This is a genomic window from Alphaproteobacteria bacterium (genome assembly GCA_033344895.1).
Lineage (GTDB): Bacteria > Pseudomonadota > Alphaproteobacteria > UBA8366 > Aestuariispiraceae > Pacificispira.
On sequence record JAWPMN010000001.1, the window covers coordinates 776,492 to 799,655 of the forward strand.

At 63.5% G+C, this 23,164-nt stretch carries 19 protein-coding genes; 8 read left to right on the forward strand and 11 right to left on the reverse strand.

All coding sequences use genetic code 11. From position 1 onward, the window contains the following. Positions 1-65: 65 nt before the first annotated feature. The gene (locus R8L07_03750) at positions 66-854 is read right to left on the reverse strand and encodes a class III extradiol ring-cleavage dioxygenase (protein MDW3204634.1); all 789 of its coding nucleotides are present in this window, start codon (positions 852-854) and stop codon (positions 66-68) included. 439 nt (positions 855-1,293) lie between these two features. Here R8L07_03750 and R8L07_03755 point away from each other — a divergent pair, with 439 nt between their 5' ends. Further along, positions 1,294-3,315 carry an aminopeptidase P family protein gene (locus tag R8L07_03755; protein MDW3204635.1) on the forward strand — a complete coding sequence of 674 codons (2,022 nt, stop codon included), beginning with the start codon at positions 1,294-1,296 and terminating at the stop codon, positions 3,313-3,315. A 13-nt stretch (positions 3,316-3,328) separates the two neighbouring features. On the opposite strand, the gene R8L07_03760 is transcribed toward R8L07_03755, so the two are convergent. Beyond that, on the reverse strand, positions 3,329-4,990 hold the full coding sequence (locus R8L07_03760; GenBank protein MDW3204636.1) for a choline dehydrogenase: 1,662 nt from the start codon (positions 4,988-4,990) through the stop codon (positions 3,329-3,331). Between the two features lie 6 nt (positions 4,991-4,996). Continuing rightward, the gene (locus R8L07_03765) at positions 4,997-6,166 is read right to left on the reverse strand and encodes an aromatic ring-hydroxylating dioxygenase subunit alpha (GenBank protein ID MDW3204637.1); all 1,170 of its coding nucleotides are present in this window, start codon (positions 6,164-6,166) and stop codon (positions 4,997-4,999) included. 113 nt (positions 6,167-6,279) lie between these two features. On the opposite strand from R8L07_03765, the gene R8L07_03770 reads away from it, so the two are divergent. Further along, positions 6,280-7,257, forward strand: coding sequence for a helix-turn-helix domain-containing protein (locus R8L07_03770; protein ID MDW3204638.1), 978 nt, complete (start codon positions 6,280-6,282; stop codon positions 7,255-7,257). Here the strand turns inward: R8L07_03770 and R8L07_03775 are convergent. After that, positions 7,254-7,967 (reverse strand): DNA helicase, encoded by a 714-nt coding sequence (locus R8L07_03775; protein MDW3204639.1) that lies wholly within the window; start codon positions 7,965-7,967, stop codon positions 7,254-7,256. The genes R8L07_03770 and R8L07_03775 overlap by 4 nt on opposite strands. Positions 7,968-8,184: 217 nt before the next feature. Next, positions 8,185-9,837 carry an electron transfer flavoprotein-ubiquinone oxidoreductase gene (locus tag R8L07_03780; protein ID MDW3204640.1) on the reverse strand — a complete coding sequence of 551 codons (1,653 nt, stop codon included), beginning with the start codon at positions 9,835-9,837 and terminating at the stop codon, positions 8,185-8,187. Between the two features lie 89 nt (positions 9,838-9,926). Between R8L07_03780 and R8L07_03785 the strand changes: the two genes are divergently transcribed. After that, a complete protein-coding gene (locus R8L07_03785) occupies positions 9,927-10,784 on the forward strand; it encodes a uracil-DNA glycosylase (GenBank protein ID MDW3204641.1) in 858 nt (285 codons plus the stop codon). A 6-nt stretch (positions 10,785-10,790) separates the two neighbouring features. Here R8L07_03785 and R8L07_03790 read toward each other — a convergent pair whose 3' ends face one another. From R8L07_03790 to R8L07_03800, 3 genes are all read right to left on the reverse strand, one after another. Then, positions 10,791-11,651, reverse strand: coding sequence for a universal stress protein (locus tag R8L07_03790; GenBank protein MDW3204642.1), 861 nt, complete (start codon positions 11,649-11,651; stop codon positions 10,791-10,793). Between the two features lie 7 nt (positions 11,652-11,658). After that, positions 11,659-13,146: a SulP family inorganic anion transporter gene (locus tag R8L07_03795; protein MDW3204643.1), complete on the reverse strand. Its 1,488-nt coding sequence runs from the start codon at positions 13,144-13,146 to the stop codon at positions 11,659-11,661. A gap of 188 nt (positions 13,147-13,334) precedes the next feature. Beyond that, positions 13,335-14,993: a BCCT family transporter gene (locus R8L07_03800; GenBank protein MDW3204644.1), complete on the reverse strand. Its 1,659-nt coding sequence runs from the start codon at positions 14,991-14,993 to the stop codon at positions 13,335-13,337. A gap of 727 nt (positions 14,994-15,720) precedes the next feature. Between R8L07_03800 and R8L07_03805 the strand changes: the two genes are divergently transcribed. Further along, positions 15,721-17,157 carry an FAD-dependent oxidoreductase gene (locus R8L07_03805; GenBank protein MDW3204645.1) on the forward strand — a complete coding sequence of 479 codons (1,437 nt, stop codon included), beginning with the start codon at positions 15,721-15,723 and terminating at the stop codon, positions 17,155-17,157. A gap of 58 nt (positions 17,158-17,215) precedes the next feature. Continuing rightward, on the forward strand, positions 17,216-18,016 hold the full coding sequence (locus tag R8L07_03810) for a formate/nitrite transporter family protein (protein MDW3204646.1): 801 nt from the start codon (positions 17,216-17,218) through the stop codon (positions 18,014-18,016). Between the two features lie 60 nt (positions 18,017-18,076). Here R8L07_03810 and R8L07_03815 read toward each other — a convergent pair whose 3' ends face one another. Next, a complete protein-coding gene (locus R8L07_03815) occupies positions 18,077-18,595 on the reverse strand; it encodes a PAS domain-containing protein (GenBank protein MDW3204647.1) in 519 nt (172 codons plus the stop codon). Between the two features lie 249 nt (positions 18,596-18,844). Between R8L07_03815 and R8L07_03820 the strand changes: the two genes are divergently transcribed. The 3 genes from R8L07_03820 (at position 18,845) to R8L07_03830 (ending at position 22,067) form a co-directional block, all read left to right on the forward strand. Next, positions 18,845-21,274, forward strand: coding sequence for an FAD-dependent oxidoreductase (locus R8L07_03820; GenBank protein MDW3204648.1), 2,430 nt, complete (start codon positions 18,845-18,847; stop codon positions 21,272-21,274). Positions 21,275-21,528: 254 nt separating this feature from the next. Continuing rightward, positions 21,529-21,759, forward strand: coding sequence for a type II toxin-antitoxin system CcdA family antitoxin (locus tag R8L07_03825; protein MDW3204649.1), 231 nt, complete (start codon positions 21,529-21,531; stop codon positions 21,757-21,759). An 8-nt stretch (positions 21,760-21,767) separates the two neighbouring features. Next, positions 21,768-22,067 (forward strand): CcdB family protein, encoded by a 300-nt coding sequence (locus R8L07_03830; protein MDW3204650.1) that lies wholly within the window; start codon positions 21,768-21,770, stop codon positions 22,065-22,067. A 70-nt stretch (positions 22,068-22,137) separates the two neighbouring features. Here the strand turns inward: R8L07_03830 and R8L07_03835 are convergent, their stop codons facing one another. Both R8L07_03835 and R8L07_03840 read right to left on the reverse strand, forming a co-directional pair. Then, positions 22,138-22,617, reverse strand: a complete 480-nt coding sequence (locus R8L07_03835; protein MDW3204651.1) for a type II 3-dehydroquinate dehydratase — start codon at positions 22,615-22,617, stop codon at positions 22,138-22,140. A gap of 90 nt (positions 22,618-22,707) precedes the next feature. After that, a complete protein-coding gene (locus tag R8L07_03840) occupies positions 22,708-23,157 on the reverse strand; it encodes a hypothetical protein (protein MDW3204652.1) in 450 nt (149 codons plus the stop codon). Between the last annotated feature and the right edge of the window lie 7 nt (positions 23,158-23,164).

Here is a 23,164-nt window from a genome sequence, read left to right on the forward strand (position 1 = left end):
TGAGGATATTCAGCACAATCCCGTCACCCAAACGCAACGTCGGACACTGACGCCGTTCAGGGCGGTCAGCCGAAGGAATAGGCATCCATGGCCAGCACTGAATAGCAGATGCTTTCATGCAGACGGTGACTGTCTTCCAGGCCCCCGGCCCCCATCGCGACGAAGAATGGCATGAAATGTTCATCCGTCGGATGATTGCGGCGACCATTCGGGTGGGTAGCGAAGTCGCATAGCGCCTCGTCTTCGCCATTGGAAACGCGTTCCGCGACCCACTCCTGAAAATCCGTCACCCAGGTCGGGGTCTGCGTCTCACCAGCCTGCGCCAGGCGCTGCCATTCACGAAGATTGTGCGTCACATTGCCTGAACACAGGATCAGCACCCCGTCGTCCCGCAAGGGCGCCAGAGCCCGCCCGACCGCCAGATGGTGGCGGGTATCGGCATCGGCGCGCAGCGACAACTGCACGACCGGGATATCCGCCTCCGGAAAGACAAGGCTCAGCGGCGTCCAGACCCCATGATCGAGTTCTCGATCCGGGTTGGCCTGCACGGGAATCCCCGCCCCTTCCAGAAGGACTGCGGCCCGATGCGCCAGTTCGATATCGCCGGGCGGCGCATAGGTCATGTCGTAGAGCGCCGGCGGGAAACCGTAGAAATCGTACAGCGCCGCCTGACGCGTGCGGACGGTCACGGCATGCTGCTTGGTCTCCCAATGGGCGGATATCGCAAGGATTGCACGGGGCCGCCGGGGCAGTTGCCCGGCCAGCCCCGAGAGAAAGTCCCGCGCCTCGAGACGTTCCAGGGGAAGGGTTGGAGGGCCGTGAGATACAAAGATGGCAGGAAGAGATTCTGACATGGTCCGGTCCGGCTGTTGGTACACGGATCATATCGTGAGGGACACACCGGATAGTAGCGCGCAGATGGAAACAGTCCGTCGCATTTTCGGAGAAAGTCCGGCGGCCAAGTTAAAGATCACGAAGCCGAAAATTAAGGCGCCCCGTCTCGGGGGAGGGGGAGACGGGGCGCAGCCTTGCAAACAAGGCGCCGGACAGCCGGGAATTCTCCCTTCGTCCGGTGGAAGCCGCTGCCTGGTATTGGGGGAGGAGGGCGGCAGCGCTTCCTCTTGACCACCGATATGGGGATAAACGTCGGCTTTGTAGAGTGAACAAAATGCAATCCCGTCATGCTTTCGACGCATGGCTGCAACCTTGACCCCGGTTGTACCGGTGACCTTGCCAATCGGGCGGCGGCTCCATAGCTTCATCGAGACTTCATTAAAAAGAATTGGTGCCCCGATGACCGCCTCCTCCGCCCTGACCGAGTTGCAGGAAATTCTGAAAGAATCCGACATCGTGCGCGATCCCGCAGAGATCGAAGCCCTGCTGCGCGGCGTAGCAGCCGCGCCCGCGGACACCCGCGCGAGTTGGCCGGACCTGATGGCGCCAGACGCCGATGCCTCGACACGGGCACGCATGGTCGCTGCCGGGCATCGCTACATCGAGGCCCTGGGCAGCCCGTTTGCCGATGGCCCTGCCCCTGCGGAGCGACTGCAGGCCCTGCGCGCCGAGATGCGGCGCCTCGGTCTCCACGGGCTGGTCATCCCGCGCACCGACGAATATCAGGGCGAATACATCGCCCAGCGCGCGGAGCGGGTGCAATGGCTGACGGGATTTGCCGGGTCTGCCGGAACGGTCGTTGTCGGGCTGGAGAAGGCCGCGATCTTCGTTGACGGCCGCTATACCTTGCAGGTGCGCGATCAGGTCGATACGACCCTGTTCGAGCCGCGCCATCTGATCGAGGAACCGGCGACGGACTGGATTGCCGAAACCTTCAGCAGCGGTGACAGGATCGGCTTCGATCCCTGGCTTCACACCCAGCATGGCGCCGGACATCTGAACATAGCTGCACGACGGGCCGGCGCGGAGCTTATACGGGTCGAACCCAACCCGGTGGACACGGTCTGGAAGGATCAGCCATCGTCACCGATCTCCCCCGTGGTGCCGCACGATGTGGCCTTCGCCGGGGAAAGTGCGGAGGCCAAGCGCCGCCGCCTCGGTGAGGCACTTGGCGGCACGGGCGTGGATGCTGCCGTCATCACGGCAACGGATTCGATTGCCTGGCTGTTGAACATGCGCGGCGGCGACGTCCCGAACTGTCCGTTGCCGCTCAGCTTCGCCCTGCTGCACAGCGACGGCGCGGTCGACTGGTTCATCGACGAGCGCAAGCTGACGCCTGCCGCAAAGGCCGCACTGGGCAATGAAATCGCGGTGCGGCCGGAAAGCGAGTTTCCCGATGCGCTGGCAGAGCTGGGCCGCCAGGGGCGCAGCGTCCAGGCGGATCCGGCAACCGCGCCCTGCCTGGTCTTCGACCGACTGACGCAGTATGGCGCGCGTACGGTGGAGGCGGCCGACCCCTGCCTGATGCCCAAGGCCTGCAAGAACGCGGTTGAGATCGACGGCACCCGGAGAGCCCACCGCCGCGATGGGGCCGCCCTGTCCCGGTTCCTGCACTGGATCGAAAGCGACGCCGCGAAGGGCGGCCAGACCGAGCTGAGCGCCATCGCGCGCCTGCGTGAATTCAGGGCCGCCGGTGAGCACTTCCGGGGTCTCAGCTTTGACACGATCGCCGGGGCCGGGCCAAACGGCGCCGTCATTCACTATCGCGCGGCCGAGCGCACCAACCGCCCCATCGAAACCGGGCAGTTGCTGCTGGTCGACAGTGGCGGTCAATATCTGGACGGCACGACGGACGTAACCCGAACCGTTGCCATCGGCACGCCGACCGATGAGATGAAAGCGCGCTTCACACTGGTGCTGAAGGGCCATATCGCCATTGCCACCGCGCGATTCCCGGTCGGCATCAGCGGCAGTCAGCTGGACCCTCTGGCCAGGATGCCGCTCTGGCGCGCCGGGCTGGATTTCGACCACGGCACCGGCCACGGGGTCGGCAGCTATCTCAATGTTCATGAGGGGCCGCAGCGGATCGCCAAGGCGCACAATGCTGTCGCCTTGAAACCGGGCATGATCCTGTCCAACGAACCCGGCTACTACAAGGCCGGCGAGTACGGTATTCGCATCGAGAATCTGGTCGTGGTCCGGGAAGTCGCGGAACCGCCGGAAGGGGCCGAACGCAAGCTGCTGGAGTTCGAAACGATCACTCTGGCCCCGATCGACCGCAATCTGGTGGAGACAGCCCTGCTGACAGAGGCGGAACGCGCCTGGCTCAACCTGTACCACGATCGCGTTCGCACCGAACTTGCCCCGCAGCTGGACGGGGAGGCGCTGGAATGGCTGGAACAGGCAACGGCGCCTGTCTGAGGCGCCGTTCGTCCTAACGCTGGGCCGTCTCCCAGTTCGGATGTTGCCAGATCGGCGGGTCCTCGCGGGGCAGCGGTGGCTTGCCGAGAATGGCATCGCTGAGCTTCTCGGCCATCATGAGTGTCGGGCAATTGGTGTTGCCGTTCACCACGATGGGCATCAGCGAGGCATCGACGACGCGTAGACCTGATACGCCATAGACCTGCCCCGTTGGATCGCAGACCGCCATCGGATCGGTCTCCGCCCCCATCTTCGCGGTGCAGGACAGATGCCATTGCGTGTCCACGGCCTGCGCCAGTTTGGCATCCAGCGCTTCGTCATCCTGCGCGTCGGCGCCGGGAAAGATCTCGTCCCGACGAATGCCGTCAAAGGCAGGCTGTTCCAGCAGATCGCGGGTCAGACGCACCCCCCGACGCAGGATGTCGCGGTCGCGCGGATCCTGAAGGTAGTTCACCAATATGCGGGGCGGATCCGCCGGGTCGGCGCTGCGCAAGGTGATCTGACCCCGTGAGTGAGCCCGCATCAGACCGATATGGATCTGGAATGCATGTTCCGGAATCGGGTCCACGCCGCCAAGCTGGACCGCAATCGGCATGATCGTCAGTTGGATATCCGGATAATCCACCCCGGCGGCGGATCGGATGTAGGCGACCGCATCAAACAGATTGGTTGCGCCGATCCCCTTGCGGCCGAGCAGCCATTGCAGACCGACCAGCGCCTTGCCCGGCCAACGGGTCTGGTTGAGGATCGACAGCGGCCGATCACATCGAACCTTCACCACGAAATCGGGGTGTTCGTTCAGATTGGCGCCGACACCGGCCCGGTCCGCCACGACCGCGATCCCGAGATCCTTCAGCGCCGATGCCTTTCCGATACCGGAATGCATCAGGAGATGCGGCGTGCCGACCGCGCCGGAGGACAGGATGACTTCCCGTGCCGTGGAAACCTTGTGAATCACCCCCGCCGCGTCGGCATATTCCACACCGGTGGCGCGACGGCCGTCGAACAGGACACGACGCGCCAGGACACCGGTTTCGATCTTCAGGTTGGCGCGCGATCTTGCAGGGTTCAGGAAAGCCCGCGCCGAACTCCAGCGCTCGCCGTCCTTGACCGTGCTGTCCAGGAGACCGAACCCTTCCTGCAGATAGCCGCTGACATCGTCGGAGACCGGATAACCGGCCTGTTCCCCTGCCTTCAGGAAGGCCGCGACGATCGGGTTGGTGACTGTCGGGCGGTGCACATGCAGCGGTCCGTCGCCGCCACGGTAATCGTCCGCGCCGCCCTCGTAGGATTCCAGACGTTTGAAATAGGGCAGCACATCGGCATAGCCCCAACCGTCGCAGCCCATCTGCCGCCAGGTGTCGTAGTCCCGGGGATGGCCACGCACGCAGACCATGCCATTTATGGAGGATGATCCGCCCAGGACGCGGCCGCGGTCATGCTTCAACGACCGGCCGCCCAGCCCCGGTTCGGCCTCACCCTGGTAGGCCCAGTTGTGGCGCTTCTGCGTCAGTGCGACCCCCATGGCCGACGGCATGCGCAGGGTCCAGTGCCGATCCGGCGGGCCGGCCTCCAGCAACAGGACCTTGTGCTTCCCATCCGCCGTCAGCCGGTTGGCCAGGACGCAACCGGCCGAGCCGGCACCGACGATGATGTAATCCGGTTCGAACCCCATTCCGGCTTACTCTGCCGCCGCGCGTTTCGGAGCGGGGGCCTTGCCGGTCAGGGCATCGTGGATCAACACATGGAAGTGATGCAGCAGATGCTCGCTGTTCGGCCCCCGTTCGGCATCGATCATGTAACGGCCCTGGTCGAAGCCGAAGGACCGCAGACCGCGCTGCACATAGAGGTTCAGATCGATATCCTCCGGCCCCAGCTGGGTATTGAACCAGTCGATGGCGGCCTTGCTGAGATCCCCCGGTTCCCGCGATTTCGGCGCGTAATGGCCGAAGCGCAGCAGAGTCTTCTCCGGTCCGATCGGGATGGAATTGAAGGTTCCGACCACATCGGCATAGGGGAAGGCATAGATCGTCGTCATCGGCCAGAGCTGGATGTTGTAGAACCAGTCGGTCTGATAGTGCTGACCGGCGACTGGATGGCCGAAGGCGGTTTCAACCTTCCTGGGCGGCCCCTTGAAATCCCACCACTTGCCGTTGGCGGTCAGGGTATAGCCGTCGAAGTCGATCAACGACGCCAGTTCGCGGTGTACCGGGCCCGACAGTTTGAAATGATAGCCTTCGATGGCGTTGTCGGTGATCACCTTCCAATTGGCGTCGACGACGTATTCGACTTCTTCCACGAAGCGCAGATTGTCGATATCCGGCAGGAAGGGCCGCATTGCCTCCAGCGCCCCATCAAACTCCTCCGCGACCGGGGTGGCATGCGCATCCATGTTCACATACCAGAAGCCGCCGTAATTCTCGCAGCGAACGGGCTTCAGGCCGTATTGCGTGGGATCGAAGCCCTCCAGCGTTTCGCTGCGCGGGGCGGCGCGGAGGGAGCCGTCCAGCTTGTAGGCCCAGGCATGATACGGGCAGACGATCATGCGGCGGATCTGGCCGCGGCGCTCCTGGATCAGCTGCGTGCCGCGATGCTGACAGACGTTGTAGAAAGCCTTCACGGACCCGTCGTCGCTGCGAATGATCAGAATGCTCTGATCCAGCATGTCGAACTTCACGAAATCGCCCACATTCTCGATCTCGCTGTCATGGCAGGCGCAATGCCAGGACGGATAGAAGATGGTCTCGGCCTCGCGCTCGAAGATGTCGCGGTCGAAATAGTAGCGCGACGGCAATGTCAGCGCGGTCTCCGGGCGGTCCCAATGCCATTCGGTCACTTTTTCCGGTCCCATGGCGTCGTCTCTCCTTGCGTGGAAATGCGTGGCTGAGAGGAAGCTACTCCCGGACACAGGCTCTATTTTTCTCTGATCGACAAAATAGTGTCTTTTCATGGTAAATATGAAAAATGACCCAACGCGCCGTGTTCATTGTCTATCCCGGTTTCAGCCTGACCACGCTGGCAGTTCTGACCGATGCCTTCTTCGTCGCGAACTGGCAGTCCGGGCGGCCGATATACCGCTGGACCGTTGCCGTACCGGAGCAGGCGCGTCCACGGGGATTCAGCAATGTTTCCGTTGAAGCCGTCCCCCTGGAAGGCCTGAACCCGAAACAGGCTGACATCGTTCTGGCGCTCAGCAGTTTCGACCCCTACGGACTTGCCGACGCCACGGGGGTCACGGCGTTCCTGCGTGCCGCCCACCGCTTCGGCGCGCGCATCGCCGGGGTGGAAACCGGCAGCGTTACCCTGGCCCGGGCCGGGTTGTTGAACGGTCGTGCAGCCGCCATCCACTGGGCCAATCGCGATGGCTTCATCGAAACCTTTCCGGAGGTCCCCGTCAGCGACAGACCGGTGGAGCGCGCCGGGCGCTGTCTGACCTGTGCCGGGGCCTCCTCCGCCGTCGATCTGGCCCTGAACCTGATAGAGGAGGATGCGGGCCCCAACCTGGCACGCATCGTTTCCGCCCATATGCTGCGCCCGTCCGCCCTGACCCAGACCGGCACCAATGCCGCCCCCGGACCGGGGGATGACCGGCTGGTCGCCGCCGCGTTGCGCCAGATGGAAGAGAATATCGACACCCCCCTGTCCCTGCGGGAGATCGCAGTCCGGGTCGCGTCGACGCAGAAGACCCTTGAGCGCCGCTTTCGCCGCGCCCTGGGCCGCACCCCTGGGGAGCATTACCTGACCCTACGCCTGAGCCGCGCCCAGAACCTGTTGCAGCAGACCAGCCTATCGGTCGGCGAAATCGCTGCCGATACCGGTTTCGAAAGCCTGCCCAGCTTTTCCCGCGCCTACCGCACCCGTTTCGGCGTGCCGCCCAGCAAGGACCGTGTGCAGACGGAGACGGCGCCGGTGCCGCGCATGGTGCTTTCTCCCGCCCGCTAGGCCAGTGTTTCGAACCGGTAGCGGCCCTGATGCAGGAAGCAAGCCTTGTCGAACCGGGCGAGATCCACCGGGTTCGGCAGACGGATGTCCGACAGGTCCGGCAACACTTTCGTGGAGAGCTCGAAAGCGCGGTCGATCTGGGACAGGAAAATCAGAAACATGCCTGCCTCCCTGGCGATCCCGTGCAGCGCCTCGATCTGATCCGCGAGCGGCTGCGTTTCCCGCGGCTGATCCATAAGCTGCAGATAGTCGATCACGGCGAGCGTCCCCCGTGGCATCTTGGACAGGCTCGCAATGATGGGCTCCGCGCCGATGGGGTCCGAGGCATCAATCCGAAACCGCCCCCCTATGTCCCCGGCCGCGCCGCCGGCTGCGAGAAATCGCGCCTCGGCCTCGGGGCCAGTGTATTCGAAGGTGAAGAAAATGCCCTGCCCGCCCGATCGCAGATGCTCGACCAGGATTTCGAGCGCCAGAACGGTCTTGCCCTGCCCGGGCCGGGCCGCAAGCAGTATCAGGTCGCCGGGTACGAGCCGCGCCAGACAATCCGCGGCCGGACGGTTCTCTGACGCTTTTGCCGCCAGCAGGGACCAGCTTTCATAGCCTTCCTGTCGGGCAAGATCATCGAGGGCGGCGTGAAGTGGAATTGCGCGGTCACGGGCGATCCGCTTCGCCCGGCGCTTCAAACGAAAGATTGGTGCGGATAGTCGCATGATGGAACCTCCAGTTCCGGTCCGTGACCGCACCCCCTCCTTATGCGTCCGGCCGGAAATGGTCGGTTCGAAAGATCATGCACCCTGCAGGTCGACTGCTTCCCGGTCGGAGGGAGGAGGCGCGGGCCGCGCCTGCCGCAAGGGTAGCGCATCGGACGGCAGCTGCAAAAGAAAAGGCGGCCCGAAGACCGCCTTTCCAAGAGCGTTGTGGCAAACGCTACATGTTCGGATAGGTCGGCCCCTCGCCGCCCTGCGGGACCACCCAGTGGATGTTCTGGGTCGGATCCTTGATGTCGCAGGTCTTGCAGTGGACGCAGTTCTGCGCGTTGATCTGCAGGCGCGGGTTGGAGCCGTCGTCATCGCGGACGATCTCATAGACCCCGGCCGGGCAGTAGCGCTGCGCGGGCTCATCGTACTTGGCCAGATTGACTTCCACCGGCACGGACGGATCCTTAAGGGTCAGGTGAACCGGCTGGTCTTCCTCATGGTTGGTGCCCGAGAAAGACACATTGGTCAGGCGATCGAAACTGATCACCCCGTCCGGCTTCGGATAGTCGATCTTCGGACACTGGTCCGCCGGCTTCAGGGCGGCATGGTCCGGGCCGTGGTGACTGATCGTCCAGGGCGCCTTGCCCCGGAACAGGACCGTATCGATGGCCGAATAGAAGAACCCGCCCCAGAAGCCCCATTTGAACGAGGGACGGATGTTGCGGACACCGTGGAGTTCGTCCCAGACCCAGGTCTTCTTCAGCGCCTCCGGATAGGCGGTGATTTCGCGCGGGGCCTCGCCCTCGCCGGTCAGTGCCTCGAACAGCGCCTCGGCGGCGGTCATGCCGGACTTCATCGCGGTATGGGTGCCCTTGATCTTCGGCACGTTCAGGAAGCCCGCTTCACAGCCGACGATGCAGCCACCCGGGAAGGACAGTTTCGGAATCGATTGGAAGCCGCCCTCGTTCAGGGCCCGCGCGCCGTAGGAAATGCGCTTACCGCCCTCCAGCACCTTTTTGATTTCCGGGTGATGCTTGAACCGCTGGAATTCCATATAGGGGAAGAGATGCGGGTTTTCGTAGTCGAGGCCGATCACGAAACCGATCGACACCAGGTTCCCTTCAAGATGATACATGAAGGACCCGCCATAGGTCTTCGTGTCCATCGGCCAACCGGTCGTATGCACAATCTTGCCGGGCTGGGACTTTGCCGGATCGATTTCCCACAATTCCTTCATGCCGATGCCATAGGTCTGGACCTCGGCATCCTTGCGCAGGTCGAACTTCTCCATCAGCAGCTTGCCCAGATGGCCGCGGCAGCCTTCGGAGAACACGGTCTGCTTTGCGTGCAGTTCCATGCCGACCTGGAACATCGGACCTTCGCTGCCGTCCTTCAGGCGCCCCATATCGCCCGTCGCGACCCCCTTCACGCTGCCATCGTCGTGATACAGGATCTCGGCGGCTGCGAAGCCGGGATAGATCTCGACCCCCATCGCCTCGGCCTGTTCGCCCAGCCAGCGGCACAGGTTGCCGAGCGAAATGATGTAGTTGCCGTGATTGTTCATCTGCGGCGGCGTGGGCAGACGAAACGCCCGGGATTCGGTCAGATACAGGAAGTGGTCGTCCTTTGCCGGCGTATCCAGCGGCGCCCCCTTCTCTTTCCAGTCGGGGATCAGCTCGTTCAGCGCACGCGGCTCAAGCACGGCACCGGACAGGATATGGGCTCCGACCTCCGCGCCCTTCTCAATGACGCAGACGGCAATTTCCTTGCCGGTCTCCTGTTCCAACTGCTTCAGACGGATCGCCGTAGCCAGACCGGAAGGGCCCGCGCCCACGATCACCACGTCATATTCCATGCTTTCGCGTTCGACCGCCTCGGACATAATACGGACCCCTTATCGTTGACCCTGGAACGCTGCTCTTGGCGTCCCCCAATTCGGCAGGCACAATAAAGGCTGAAGCCGAAAACGCAATGACGGTTGGCGACGGGAACGTGCTGGAAAACGACGCAAAAGCCCTGATTTCTGCGCTGGAATGGCAGGTCGCCATGGGCGTGGACGAGGCCATTGCCGACGGACCGGTCGACCGCTATGCGCTTGCCGCCGCGCGGCGCCAGGCCCGTGCCGAGCAGGCCAGATCCGCTGCCCCCGCCCAGGCCGCCGCGCAGGCCTTTCCCGTTCCCCGGCCGCGGGCGGAAGCCGGGGCGCCGCTGGGCGCCGCTGAGGCCGCCGCGGCGGGTCAGAAGGCCGCGCGCGACTGCAAGACACTGGAGGACCTGCGCCTCGCCCTGGAAGGGTTTGACGGATGCGCCCTGCGCAATACCGCAACCCAGCTCGTCTTTGGCGATGGCAATCCGCAGGCGGACATCATGGTAATCGGCGAAGCGCCCGGCGCCGACGAGGACCGGCAGGGCAAGCCCTTCGTCGGCGTGTCCGGCCAGTTGCTGGACCGGATGCTGTCCTTCATCGGCCTGACGCGCGAGGCATTTTACATCACCAACACGGTCTACTGGCGGCCGCCCGGCAACCGAAAGCCGAATGACGGCGAATTCGCCGTCTGCCGCCCTTTCGTCGACCGGCATATCGAATTGATCGATCCGAAACTGCTGCTGCTGGTCGGTGACAAATCCGTGCGTGGCCTGGCCGGGGCAACGACAGGCATCACCCGCAGCCGGGGGCAATGGTACGATGTGAAGGTCGGCGACAAAACGATCCCGGCCCTCGCCACCTTCCACCCCGCCTATCTGCTGCGCACCCCCGCCGCCAAACGCCAGGCCTGGCAGGACCTGCTGACCTTCCAACGAAAGATGCGGGAGATGGGGCTGGGCTGAAATGCCCTAGCGGAACATCAGAATCGGCAGGCGGCAGGAACGGACAAGGCTGGTTGTCGTCGATCCGATGATCAGGTTGCGGATGCGGCTGTGGCCATAGGCCCCCATGATGACCATCTGGCTCTGTTTCTCGATTGCAGCATTGGGGATCGCCTGTTCCGGCTCCCCCGCACCGATTTCCCAGGTTGCCGACAGACCGGCCTGTTTCAGCGTCGCCGCCACACCTTCCAATTCAGCCCGGGAATCCGGCGTGTCGTCTCCGGCCTTCAGGATATGGAACGCGATTCCGGCATAGGCCGCGGCGGCCGAACCGGACAGGTAGCGCACGGCCTTGGCGATGCTGGTGCCGCCGTCATAGGCGATCAGGCACCGTTCGATCGGGCTGAATTCGTAGTTTGCCACGAGAACCGGCTTGTCCGATCCGCGCAGCACGCGTTCGAGGTTTGAGCCCAGATGCTCGCGGGCAAAGCCGGAGGCTTCCCCCCGCTTGCCGATGACGATGACATCCGCTTCCTGTTCGGCGATGGCGTCTGCCAGATCGTCGTGACGCAGCCGGGTTTCGACCGTGGCATCGGTCTTGTCCGCCAAGCGGGCAGAGACATCCTCCAGAATGGCCCGTCCCCGCGCCAGGGCAAGCTGCGCCCATTCCTCATCCGCCGCCGACAGCTTGGTCAGCAGGTCCGTCCGCGCCCCGAGGCTGAGATTGCCGCTAAGATCCGCCGGGACGCTCTGGCGCGACCGCCGGCCCAGCATATGGGTCACCATGATCTGCGATGGCGCGTTGAGATTGGCCAGCCAGGCCGCATGGTCGCAGACGCTGGCCGAATAAACGGACCCGTCCACGAAAGCCGCGAGTTTCAAGCTCATTCCCCCCTCAATGCCCCAACAGCTTGTCCAGGGCGCCCGGCTGATCGGCGACACCCAATTTGTCGACGATCGTTTCGGACGCCTTGTTCATGCCGACGAGGTCCACCTGCGTCCCTTCTCTGCGGAACTTCAGGATCACCATGTCCACGGCGGCGACGCTGGAAATGTCCCAGATATGCGCCTTGCTGACGTCGATGATGACGGAGTCGGGCGCCTCGCGAAAGTCGAAGGCACGTTCGAAGGCTTCGGCACTGGCGAAAAAGATCTGGCCTTCGACGATGTAGGTTCGCGTCCGGCCGTCCGGCGTGATGGTGCTGGTCACGCGGAACAATTGCGCGATCTTCGCCGCGAAGAACAGTGCCGACAGCAGCACGCCGAACGCGACGCCGATCGCCAGGTTATGCGTGTAGACGACGAGAGCGACGGTGCTGAGCATGACGATCGAAGACGATCGCGGGTTGGTGCGCAGGGACTTGATCGACGACCAGCTGAAAGTCCCGACCGACACCATGATCATGATCGCGACCAGCGCGGCCATCGGGATCTGGCTGACCAGATCGCCCAGGACCAGGATCATGAACAACAGGCCGCAGCCGGCGAAGAAACCGGAAAGACGCCCCCGTCCACCGGATTTAACATTGATGATCGACTGACCGATCATCGCGCAACCGGCCATGCCGCCCAGGAAGCCGGTGACCGTGTTCGCCACACCCTGACCGATGCATTCGCGATTCTTGTCGCCGGTCGTGTCGGTCAGTTCGTCGACGATCTGGGCCGTCATCATGCTTTCCAGCAGACCGACCGCCGCCACCGCCAGAGAATAGGGCAGGATGATCCACAGCGTCTCCAGCGTCAGTGGCACGTCCGGCAGCAGGAAGATCGGCAGGGTATCCGGCAACTCACCCATATCGCCCACGGTCCGCAGGTCCAGTCCGAAGCCCCAGACAATCGCGGTGATGATGATGATGCAGATCAGCGGCGACGGAATGATCGAGATGAAGCGCGGGACCAGATAGATGATCGCGAGCCCCAGCGCGACGAGCGCATAGGTCATCGGCGGCACATCGATCAGTTCCGGCAGCTGCGCCATGAAGATCAGAATCGCCAGCGCATTGACGAAACCGGTCATGACCGAGCGCGAGACAAACCGCATGACACGGGCCAGTTTCAGCCAGCCCGCCGCTATCTGGATCACGCCGGTCAGGACCGTACAGGCCAGCAGGTACTGCAGACCATGATCACGAACCAGCGTTACCATGACGACCGCCGTCGCCGCCGTCGCCGCCGAGATCATGCCCGGCCGTCCGCCGACAATCGATGTCAGCACGGCGATCGAGAAGGAGGCATAGAGGCCGATCTTCGGGTCGACGCCGGCAATGATCGAAAAGGCGATCGCCTCTGGAATCAGGGCCAGGGCGACCACGAGGCCGGCCAGAAGGTCGGCGCGGACATTGCCCAGCCATTCATGTTTCAGGGTTCGAAGATGGTCGGTCATCGCGGGTCCTGAGGTCGGGCCCATCGGATGAGCCGGTGTTTCGCATAATCCCGTCCGGGAAAGGCGCGGACCCTACAATGCTGCACCGCACAAAATCAAGCCCATGTCGCCCGCCGACCAAAGGAAAACGCCCCGCATCTGACGATACGGGGCGTTTCACTGAAGCGACCTTCAGTTTGTGGTCGGAACTAGGCGGCCTTCTTCAGGTGTTTGCGTTCCTGCATCAGGCCCCGATAGATCGCATAGCACATGACCAGCAGGACGACCGTGAAAGGCAGCCCGGTGGAAATCACCATCGACTGCAGGGATTTCAGCCCCCCGGCAGAGAGCAACAGCACGATCGCCACGGCACCTTCGAAGATGCACCAGAAGACGCGCTGCGGCACCGGACCGTCGGTCTTGCCACCGGCCGTGATGGTGTCGATGACCAGCGAGCCGCTGTCGGACGACGTCACGAAGAACACGATCACCAGCACGATCCCGATGAACGAGGTCAGCGAGGCGAGCGGCATCGCATCCAGCATCTTGAACAGCTGCAGTTCCAGCGCCGCATCCTGTGCCGCGGTGTAGCCCTCGACCAGAACCTGCTGAATGGCCACGCCACCGAAGACCGACATCCAAAGGACGCAGACCAGCGACGGAATGATCAGGACGCAGGTTACGAATTCGCGGACGGTTCGTCCCCGGCTGACCCGCGCGATGAACATGCCGACGAACGGGGACCAGGAAATCCACCAAGCCCAGTAGAATGACGTCCAGCCCTGGCTGAAGTTGACATCCTCACGCCCGAACGGGTTGGACAGGGCCGGCAGATACTCGACATAGGCCACCAGATTGGACGCAAAGCCCGACAGGACCGCGACTGTCGGCCCGGCGAAAAGCACGAAAATCAACAGCAGAAAGGCAAGGCCCATGTTGATTTCCGAAAGAACTTTGACGCCCCCTTCAAGCCCGCGCAGGACCGAAATCAATGCGATGGCCGTGATCCCGGAAATCAGGACCACCTCTGCCGTGCTGCTGGCCGGAATGCCGAACAGTTCCTCCAGGCCGGCATTCGCCTGCGTCGCGCCAAGCCCCAGAGACGTGGCCAGCCCGAACAGGGTTGCGAAGACCGCGAGCGTGTCGATGACATGCCCGACCCAGCCCCAGACGCGCTCGCCGAAAATCGGATAGAAGGCGGAGCGGATCGAGAGCGGAAGCCCCTTGTTGTAACTGAAAAGCGCAAGGGACAGAGCCACAACGGCATAGATCGCCCAGGGGTGCAGTGCCCAGTGGAAGATCGTCGTGGCCATGCCGAGCCTCAAGGCCTCTGCCTGATCCCCCGCGGCCGCGCCGAGCGGGGCCCAATCCGTGCGCACACCGTTCTCGACGGTCGTGCCGCCCATGGCGGTGGAGAAATGGGTCATCGGTTCGGACACGCCGTAGAACATCAGGCCGATGCCCATACCGGCCGCGAAGAGCATCGCGAACCAGCCGAGGTAACTGAAATCGGGTGTCGCCTGGGCACCCCCCAACCGGACATTGCCCAGCGGAGTCACGATCAGCATCAGACAGAACAGCACGAAAATGTTCGCCGCGCCGAGGAAGAACCAGTCGAAGCCCGTGGTCACCGCGCTGAACAGCCAGGAGAAGGCCGCGCCCGCCTGCTCCGGAAGGGCCAATGTGTAGAACACGAAGGCCACGATCGTGATGCCGGAGATCATGAACACCGGGTTGTGGATGTCGAAACCGAGAGGGCCGACATTCCCGCCGATATTGTCCTGCCCGATCTCGTAATCGGTCTTGATCACATGGGCGTGCCCGTCCGGACTGGGAACGCCCTGCGATGGAGAGGGTGTGTCGCTCATTATCCTGTCCCCCGTTGCAGATTATTGTCCTGACCGAACGCTGGGTCGGCCGCACATGGATTCTTGCACATAAGTGTTTGTCTCCCGCAGTTGGGTTGTCACGCAGTCGCCGGGGGTTCTTGTTTGGTCGGTTCGTTGTCGACGGCGGCCTGCTGTACGGCCCCGGAGCGGGCGGCGAAGGACGGATCCCTCCGTCTCGACTTGCCCGATACCCCCCAGCGCCAAACGGCCGACCCGATCATTCAGATGCTTCAGGCCGGCCAGGATGTTCACGCTGCGATACATTACGTCAAAGATTCGCCAGATTTTCAACACACCTGCCTACCCACGGCAGAAATCCGGCAAATAATGACAAAGATACCGCAGACATTGGAAGCATCAAAACGGGGCGTTTCGGCGATTTTCCGGTATCATGAGTTCTTTATTATTTTTGAATGACTCCCCCGACGCCCGTTGTGCGCCGCAAAATTCAACCTCCCCCCATGATTACTTACCGCCATCAGGCTAGAAGGGCGGAAGCTGAGGCACTGTAACATCTGCGACATAAACCGATCGCCCGTGCGTCCGACGCAAACTCCTGAACGCGGGTAACAGTGATGGGGGCATAACGAAGATGTGAGACGGCGTGTGTCGCCCAGCCGGTTGGTCGTCTCCATCTTGCTTGCCGGTTGCCCGGCGCGGTCGTTCGGGTTTGGATGTCTGCCTGATGCAGGAGTTGAGGAGAGCCATGCCCGAACGGATCGATACCGATATCTGTGTCATCGGCGCAGGTTCCGGCGGATTGAGCGTCGCTGCCGGGGCGTCCCAGATGGGCGCACGCACGGTCCTGATCGAAAAGGGACTGATGGGCGGCGACTGCCTGAACTACGGCTGCGTTCCGTCCAAGGCATTGCTGGCGGCCGGTCATGCCGCCCAGAGTCAACGCGATTCCGGGCGGTTCGGCATCTCACCGGTCACGCCGCGGGTCGACTGGAAGCAGGTTCGCGATCATGTCCGAAGCGTGATCGCCGCCATCGCCCCGAACGATTCCGTTGCACGTTTCGAAGGGTTGGGGGTCACCGTCCTGCAGGGCGAGGCACGGTTCACCGGACCGCGCGACGTGCAGGTGGGCGAGACGCAGATCCGTGCGAAGTATATCGTGGTCGCCACCGGGTCGTCCGCCTTCATCCCGCCGATCCCAGGCCTGGATGATACGCCCTACTTCACCAACGAGACGATCTTCGACAATGATGCCCCGATCGACCATCTGATCGTTGTCGGCGGCGGCCCGATCGGCATGGAAATGGCGCAGGCCCACCGCCGACTGGGCGCCAGGGTAACCGTGATCGAGATGGCCCGTGCGCTGGGCAAGGACGATCCGGAGGCGGCCGCGCTGGTGCTGGATGCCCTGCGCGCGGAAGGCATAGACATTCGCGACCGCACCGAATTGAAATCCGTAGAGACGACACAAACCGGTATCCGCGCGACCATCGAATCGAACGGCGGCACCGAGACAATCGACGGCAGCCATCTGTTGATCGCCGTCGGCCGGCGCGCGAATATCGCCGGCCTCGATCTCGAGAAGGCGGGGGTCGAGACCGACCGCGGCGCCATCCGCGTCGATGCCCATCTGAAGACCCGCAATCGCCGGGTCTTCGCCATCGGCGACGTGCGCGGTGGATTGCAGTTCACACATATGGCCGGCTATGACGCGGGGATCGTGATCCGCCAGGCCCTGTTCAAGATGTTCTGGGCCAAGGCGGATTACAGCGCCGCCCCCTGGGTAACCTATACCGATCCCGAGCTGGCCCAGGTCGGCATGACGGAAGCCGACGCCGAAAACACCTTGGGCAAGGGCCGCTATCAGATCCTGCGCTGGAGCTTTGCCGAGAACGACCGCGCCCAGGCCGAACGCGCAACCGACGGCTTCGCCAAGGTCGTGGTCGACACCAAGGGCCGTGCGCTGGGCTGCACTCTGGTCGGTCGACATGCCGGCGACCTGATCCTGCCCTGGGTCATGGCCGTTCAACAGAAGCAGAAGATGGGCCAGATCGCCGGCCTGATCGCCCCCTACCCGACCCTGTCGGAGGTCACGAAACGCGCCGCCGGAAGCTATTTCACGCCAAGTCTGTTTTCGGAGCGAACCCGGAAGGTGGTTCGTGCGTTAATGAAGTGGTTCTCATAGGGTCGCCGGCGCGTCGTCTGGCCGCCCGCCCAACGCGATGGCGAACGGAACACCGAAAATGGCCGACGAACGACCCGACACCCAGGAAGAGGACAACGGCACGCTACGGCTGCCATCGTCCAGAATCTACAAGCTGATCGCCAAGGAGGGCCGTGAGGAACTGGAGCGGCCGTTCCAGTCGCTGGCCTCCTCCGGTCTGGTAGCCGGGCTGTGCATCAGCTTCTCGCTGTTCTGCGAAGGGTTCTTCAAACTGCACGCCCCGGAAGGTGCGGATTTCTACCTGATCGAAAATCTGGGCTACACGATCGGCTTTCTGATCGTCGTCATGGGGCGGTTTCAGCTCTTTACCGAGAACACGATCACCGTGATCCTGCCGCTGCTGGAGCAGTCCAGCTGGTACCGGCTGGTCTGCATCGCGCGGCTCTGGACGGTCGTCCTGGCCTTCAACCTGATCGGCACGTTTCTGGCCGCCCTGATGGTCAGCCACCTGCCGCTGTTCAGCCCGGAACAGTTCGAGCCGTTCCTGGAGGTTTCGCGCCATGCAGTGAACCGCCCGCTGACAGATGTCTTCTTCCAGGCCATGCCGGCCGGTTTCCTGATCGCCGCCATGGTCTGGATGATGCCCTCCGCCGGGCAGGCCAAGGTCTGGATCGTGATCGCCATGACCTATCTGATTGCGATCGGGGATTTCGCCCATGTCGTCGCCGGGTCCATCGAGGCCTTCCTCCTGATGCTGAACGGCGAGGTCGGCCTGGAACACGGTATCGGCTACCTGTTCATGGCGGCGGCCGGGAACATCATCGGCGGGACAGGCGTCTTTGCCATGATGGCCTACGCCCAGGTGAAGGAGGAAATGTAAGCCATCGGCCGGCCCTCGCCGGACAGGGCAACGACCTCCGACGTCGTCCGTTCACGCAGATCAGATCTGCATCAGACTGTCCATCGGGGTCAGCGACACGGCGGAATCGTAATCCAGAATGCTGAACAGATGCGTGACGGTATCGCCCTCCCCCAATGGCATGAGAAGACGGTGGAACTGCAGGTAGGGCTGACGGATCCAGTGCGCCCCGCGCAGGCAATAGTGAAGATTTCCCGTACGGCGCACCGCATCGAACTCGCGCCAGACTTCCTCATAATCGTCGCCGTGAAAACTCGGCAGCGTCTTGCCGCGCATCCTTCCGCCACCGTTCTGGACGGCCCTCTCACCGGCAATCAGAACAACGAATTCCTCGCCCTTCGGCGCCTCCCTCACTTCCCACAGCATGATATGCGTCGTCAGGCGGCGCAGAACCAGCGGGTCCAGTTGATCGCGGGAGGGAAAGCGCTGCCGGCCGCGCAGGGTCTGCCAGATTTGCAGTGCTTCCTGCAGCAGTTCCGGAAATTCGATGGACGCCGCCTCTTCCGGGCTCAGAAGTCGGCTAACGGCAGTTTCCAGCATTCAATGTCACTTTCGACTCCTCCCCATTTCGTCACCCGGACCGCTGCAAGGATACGTCGACAAACATAGCCTAACACACCCGGCGCACACACATCTCAAAAAATTTATACGATCGCCGCTTTTCCCCGGATCACCGAAATGCAGAAAATTGTTATGTCTATACATGATTGACTTTCCCCCGCTTTCAAACCGAGTCAGAGTGCGCGCGTCCTAACGGGAGTACGGATCTGTCTTGATCGGGGGTTGTCCATGAAAAATCAGGCGCGTGTGGTGGTGATCGGCGGCGGCGTCGTCGGGTGTTCGGTTCTGTATCACCTGACCAAGCTGGGCTGGACCGACATCATGCTGATCGAGCGGTCGGAGCTGACTTCCGGGTCGACCTGGCACGCGGCCGGCGGGTTCCACACGCTGAACGCCGACACCAACATGGCGGCGCTGCAGGGCTATACGATCAAGCTGTACCGCGAGCTGGAGAAGATCACCGGCCAGTCCTGCGGGTTGCACCATGTCGGCGGCGTCACCATCGCGACGACGCCGGACCGCCTTGACTATCTGAAGGCGGAGCGCGCGAAGCATCGGTACATGGGCCTGGAGACGGAAATCGTCGGGCCGGAAGAGATCAAGAAGCTTTCGCCCATCACCAATGTCGACGGCGTGCTGGGCGGGCTCTACGACCCGCTGGACGGGCATCTGGACCCGTCGGGCACGACCCATGCCTATGCCAAGGCCGCCCGCATGGCCGGGGCCGAAATCGTCCTGCGCAACCGGGTGATCGAGACCAACCCGCGCCCGGACGGCACCTGGGACGTGGTGACCGAGATGGGCACCGTCCATGCCGAGCATGTCGTCAATGCCGGCGGATTATGGGCGCGCGAGGTCGGCGAGATGGCGGGCATCATGCTGCCGCTGCACCCGATGGAGCACCAGTATCTGGTGACCGGCGACATCCCGGAAGTCTATAAGCGTGAAGAGGAACTGCCCCATGTCATGGACCCGGCGGGCGAGACCTATCTGCGCCAGGAAGGCCGCGGCCTCGTCATCGGCATCTATGAACAGGATTGCGACCCCTGGGCCGTCGACGGCACGCCGTGGGATTTCGGGCATGAGCTGCTGAACGACAATCTGGAACGCATCGCCGAGCCGCTGGACGCCGCCTTCAAGCGCTATCCGGTGCTGGAGCGCGCCGGGATCAAGACCATCATCAACGGCCCCTTCACCTTCGCGCCGGACGGCAACCCGCTGGTCGGGCCGATCCCCGGCCTGCGCAATTACTGGTCCGCCTGCGCCGTCATGGCCGGGTTCAGCCAGGGCGGCGGTGTCGGCCTGACCCTGGCCGAATGGATGGTCGAGGGCGAACCGGGCCGCGACGTCTATGCCATGGATGTCGCCCGGTTCGGCGATTACTGCACCCGCCCCTATACCCGCATGAAGGTGAAGGAGAACTATCAGCGCCGCTTCTCCATCTCCTACCCCAATGAGGAACTGCCGGTCGGCCGGCCGCTGCAGACGACCCCGGCCTATGGGCTGTGGAAGGCGCAGCGCGCGGTCTTCGGCTCCGGCTATGGGCTGGAACATGTGAACTATTTCGCGCCCGAGGGCGAACCGCTGTTCGAAACGCCGACCTTCCGCCGCTCCAACGCCTTCGACGCCATCGCCGCCGAATGCCGCGCGGTGCGGGAGGCCGTGGGCATCAACGAGATCCACAATTTCGGCAAGTATCTCGTCTCCGGCCCCGGCGCCGTCGACTGGTTGAACCGCATCATGGCGAACCGCGTGCCGAAAATCGGCAAGATCGCCCTGACCCCGATGCTGTCGCCCAAGGGCAAGATCATCGGCGATTTCACCATGGCCCGCCTGGCCGAGGAGGAGGTGCAGCTCACCGCCTCCTATTCCGCGCAGGCCTTCCACATGCGCTGGTTCCTGCACCACCTGCCGCAGGACGGGTCGGTCGCGCTCCAGAACGTCTCGCTGCAGCGTATCGGCTTCCAGATCGCCGGGCCGAATGCCCGCGAGCTGCTGTCCCGCGTCACCGACAGCGACGTCTCGAACGCGGCGATGCCCTTCCTCAGCTGCACGCCGGTCGAAATCGGCCCGATCCCGGCCCTGGTCAACCGCGTCACCTATACCGGCGATCTGGGCTACGAGATCTATGTCGACGCCGTCCACCAATGCGCGCTCTACGAGGCGCTGTCGGCGGCCGGCGAAGACCTGGGCCTGAAACCCTTCGGCATGCGCGCGATGATGAGCCTGCGCCTGGAAAAGAGCTTCGGCTCCTGGATGCGTGAATTCCGCCCGGAATTCACCTGCGCCGAAACCGGTCTGGACCGTTTCATCAGCTTCAAGAAGAACGATTTCATCGGCCACGATGTCGCCGTCCAGGAACGCGACAATCCCCCCGCCCGCCACCTGGCGACCTTCATCGTCGACACCGGCAACGGCCCCGATGCCGCCGACTGCGTCGCCGACGAGCCGATCTACAAGGACGGCAAGGTCGTCGGCTTCGTCACCTCAGGCGGCTACGCCCATTACAGCCAGAAAAGTGTCGCCATCGGCATGATCCCGAAGGAAATGATCGAAGACGGCGCCCAATTCGAAATCGAAATCCTGGGCGAGGTGAAACAGGCCACGCTGATCGAGGAAGTCCTGTTCGACCCGAAGGCGGAACGGATGCGGGGGTAACTACCACCGTCATTCCCGCGAAGGCGGGAATCCAGGGCGCTGTGGCACGACCCTGCCTGTTTCCCTGGATCCCCGCCTTCGCGGGGATGACGGGATGGAAATGGGGGCAACGGTCCCTGGGCGTCCTTGGCGCCTTCTTTGCGTCCTCTGCGGTTCTCTTCCCCTGAACCGGCAGCCGCCGCAGCGCCTCGGAACCGGGTATTGGGGATTTTGCGATATGCGCATATAGTATGCGTATAGCAATGGAGTTTCCGATGTCCGCCCATGCCAGAAAGCCCACCAACCTGTCCCTCGACGCCGCCCTGATCGGCGAGGCGAAGGCGCTGTCCGTCAACCTTTCCCAAGCGGCGGAGGAAGGTGTGCGGGCGGCCGTTGCGAAGGCGAAGGCGGCGCGGTGGAAGGCAGAGAACGCCGAGGCTCTGGATGGCTATAACCGGTGGGTCGAGGCGAACGGACTGCCGCTCGACAAGTACCGGCAGTTCTGAGGAGGGCCGTGGCACAGTACGATCTCTACGCCATGCCCGATGGCGCCGGGTATCTGCTGGACGTTCAGGTGGAACTGCTGGAAGAGTTGCGCACACGGGTCGTTGTGCCACTGCTGCCCCGCGCGGAGGCTCCGCCGCCGGCACGGCGGTTGAACCCCGTTTTTCCGTTGAACGGCGCGGATCATGTCATGGTCACCCAGAACCTCGCCGCCGTGCCGGTATCGATCCTTGGCAAGCCGGTCGGGTCGCTGGCGTCGCAGGCCGACGAACTGCGCAATGCATTGGATATGGTGTTCATCGGCTTCTAGCCCGTCCCGTCGGCGCCGATTCCTCCGCGACCTTGGCGTCTTCTTTGCGGCCTCTGCGATTCTCTTCCCCCTATACCGGCAGCGTCCGCAGCGGCGCGGGCATGCCGTCCGGCACGGCGTCCAGCATGCGGGCCGCCGACAGCATCGCCATCAGATAGCCATAGGGGCCCAGGCCGCAGATCACGGCGGTGGCCGCCGTGGAGATGATGGAATGGCGGTGGTGGATGTCGCGGGCGTGGATGTTGGAGATATGGACCTCCACGATCGGGCCGTCGAAGGTCTTCAGCGCGTCCAGCAGCGGCACGGAATGGAAGGACAGGCCCGCCGGGTTGAGGATGATCGCGCGGCCGGTCTTGCGGACCTCGTGAATCCATTCGATCAGTTGACCCTCATAGTTCGACTGACGGAAGGTCATGGACAGGCCCAGCGTCTTCGCGAAACCGGTGCAGGCTTCCTCAATCTGCGGCAGGGTCGTGGCGCCGTAGATTTCCGGCTCCCGCTCCCCCAGCAGGTTCAGATTCGGGCCGTTCAGGATGGTCAGGTCGGTCATGGCGGTCTCCCCCGGGTCGGATGATCGATGGGCGCCATAGGAGCACGCCCGGGGACGATTGCCGAGAGACTGTTGCCGGGAGGCTTCCCGTCACGCCGCGAAGGCGATCATCCGGCCGCAGATCAACGTGGCGATCCAGCAGGAGAGCGAGACCAGGGCATGGGTGCGAGGATGGCCGGGCGGCGTCCGGCGGCTGCCCCACAGGGCGGCGACAGTGCCCAGGACGACGAGCGCGAGCTTCGCCTGGAAGACGGAGAGTGCCAGATAGTCGGCGGGCTGAATGCTGAACAGCAGCAGCCCGGTCAGGGCGGCGAGGGTCAGTCCCGCCATGGCGCAGGGCCGCAGGACGCGGATCAGCGCGGCGCTGTCCAGCGCCTTCCCGTGCCAGCCCAGCAGGCGCAGATTCATCGGAACGACGGCGCCGATCAGCAGCGCGATCCCCAGGATATGCGCGGCGCTGACGGCGGCGTAGCCCCAGCGGGCGGTTCGCAGATAGGCGGCGGGCGGCGTCTCCGCCAGGGCTGTCAGCAGCGCCTCCATCGCCGGG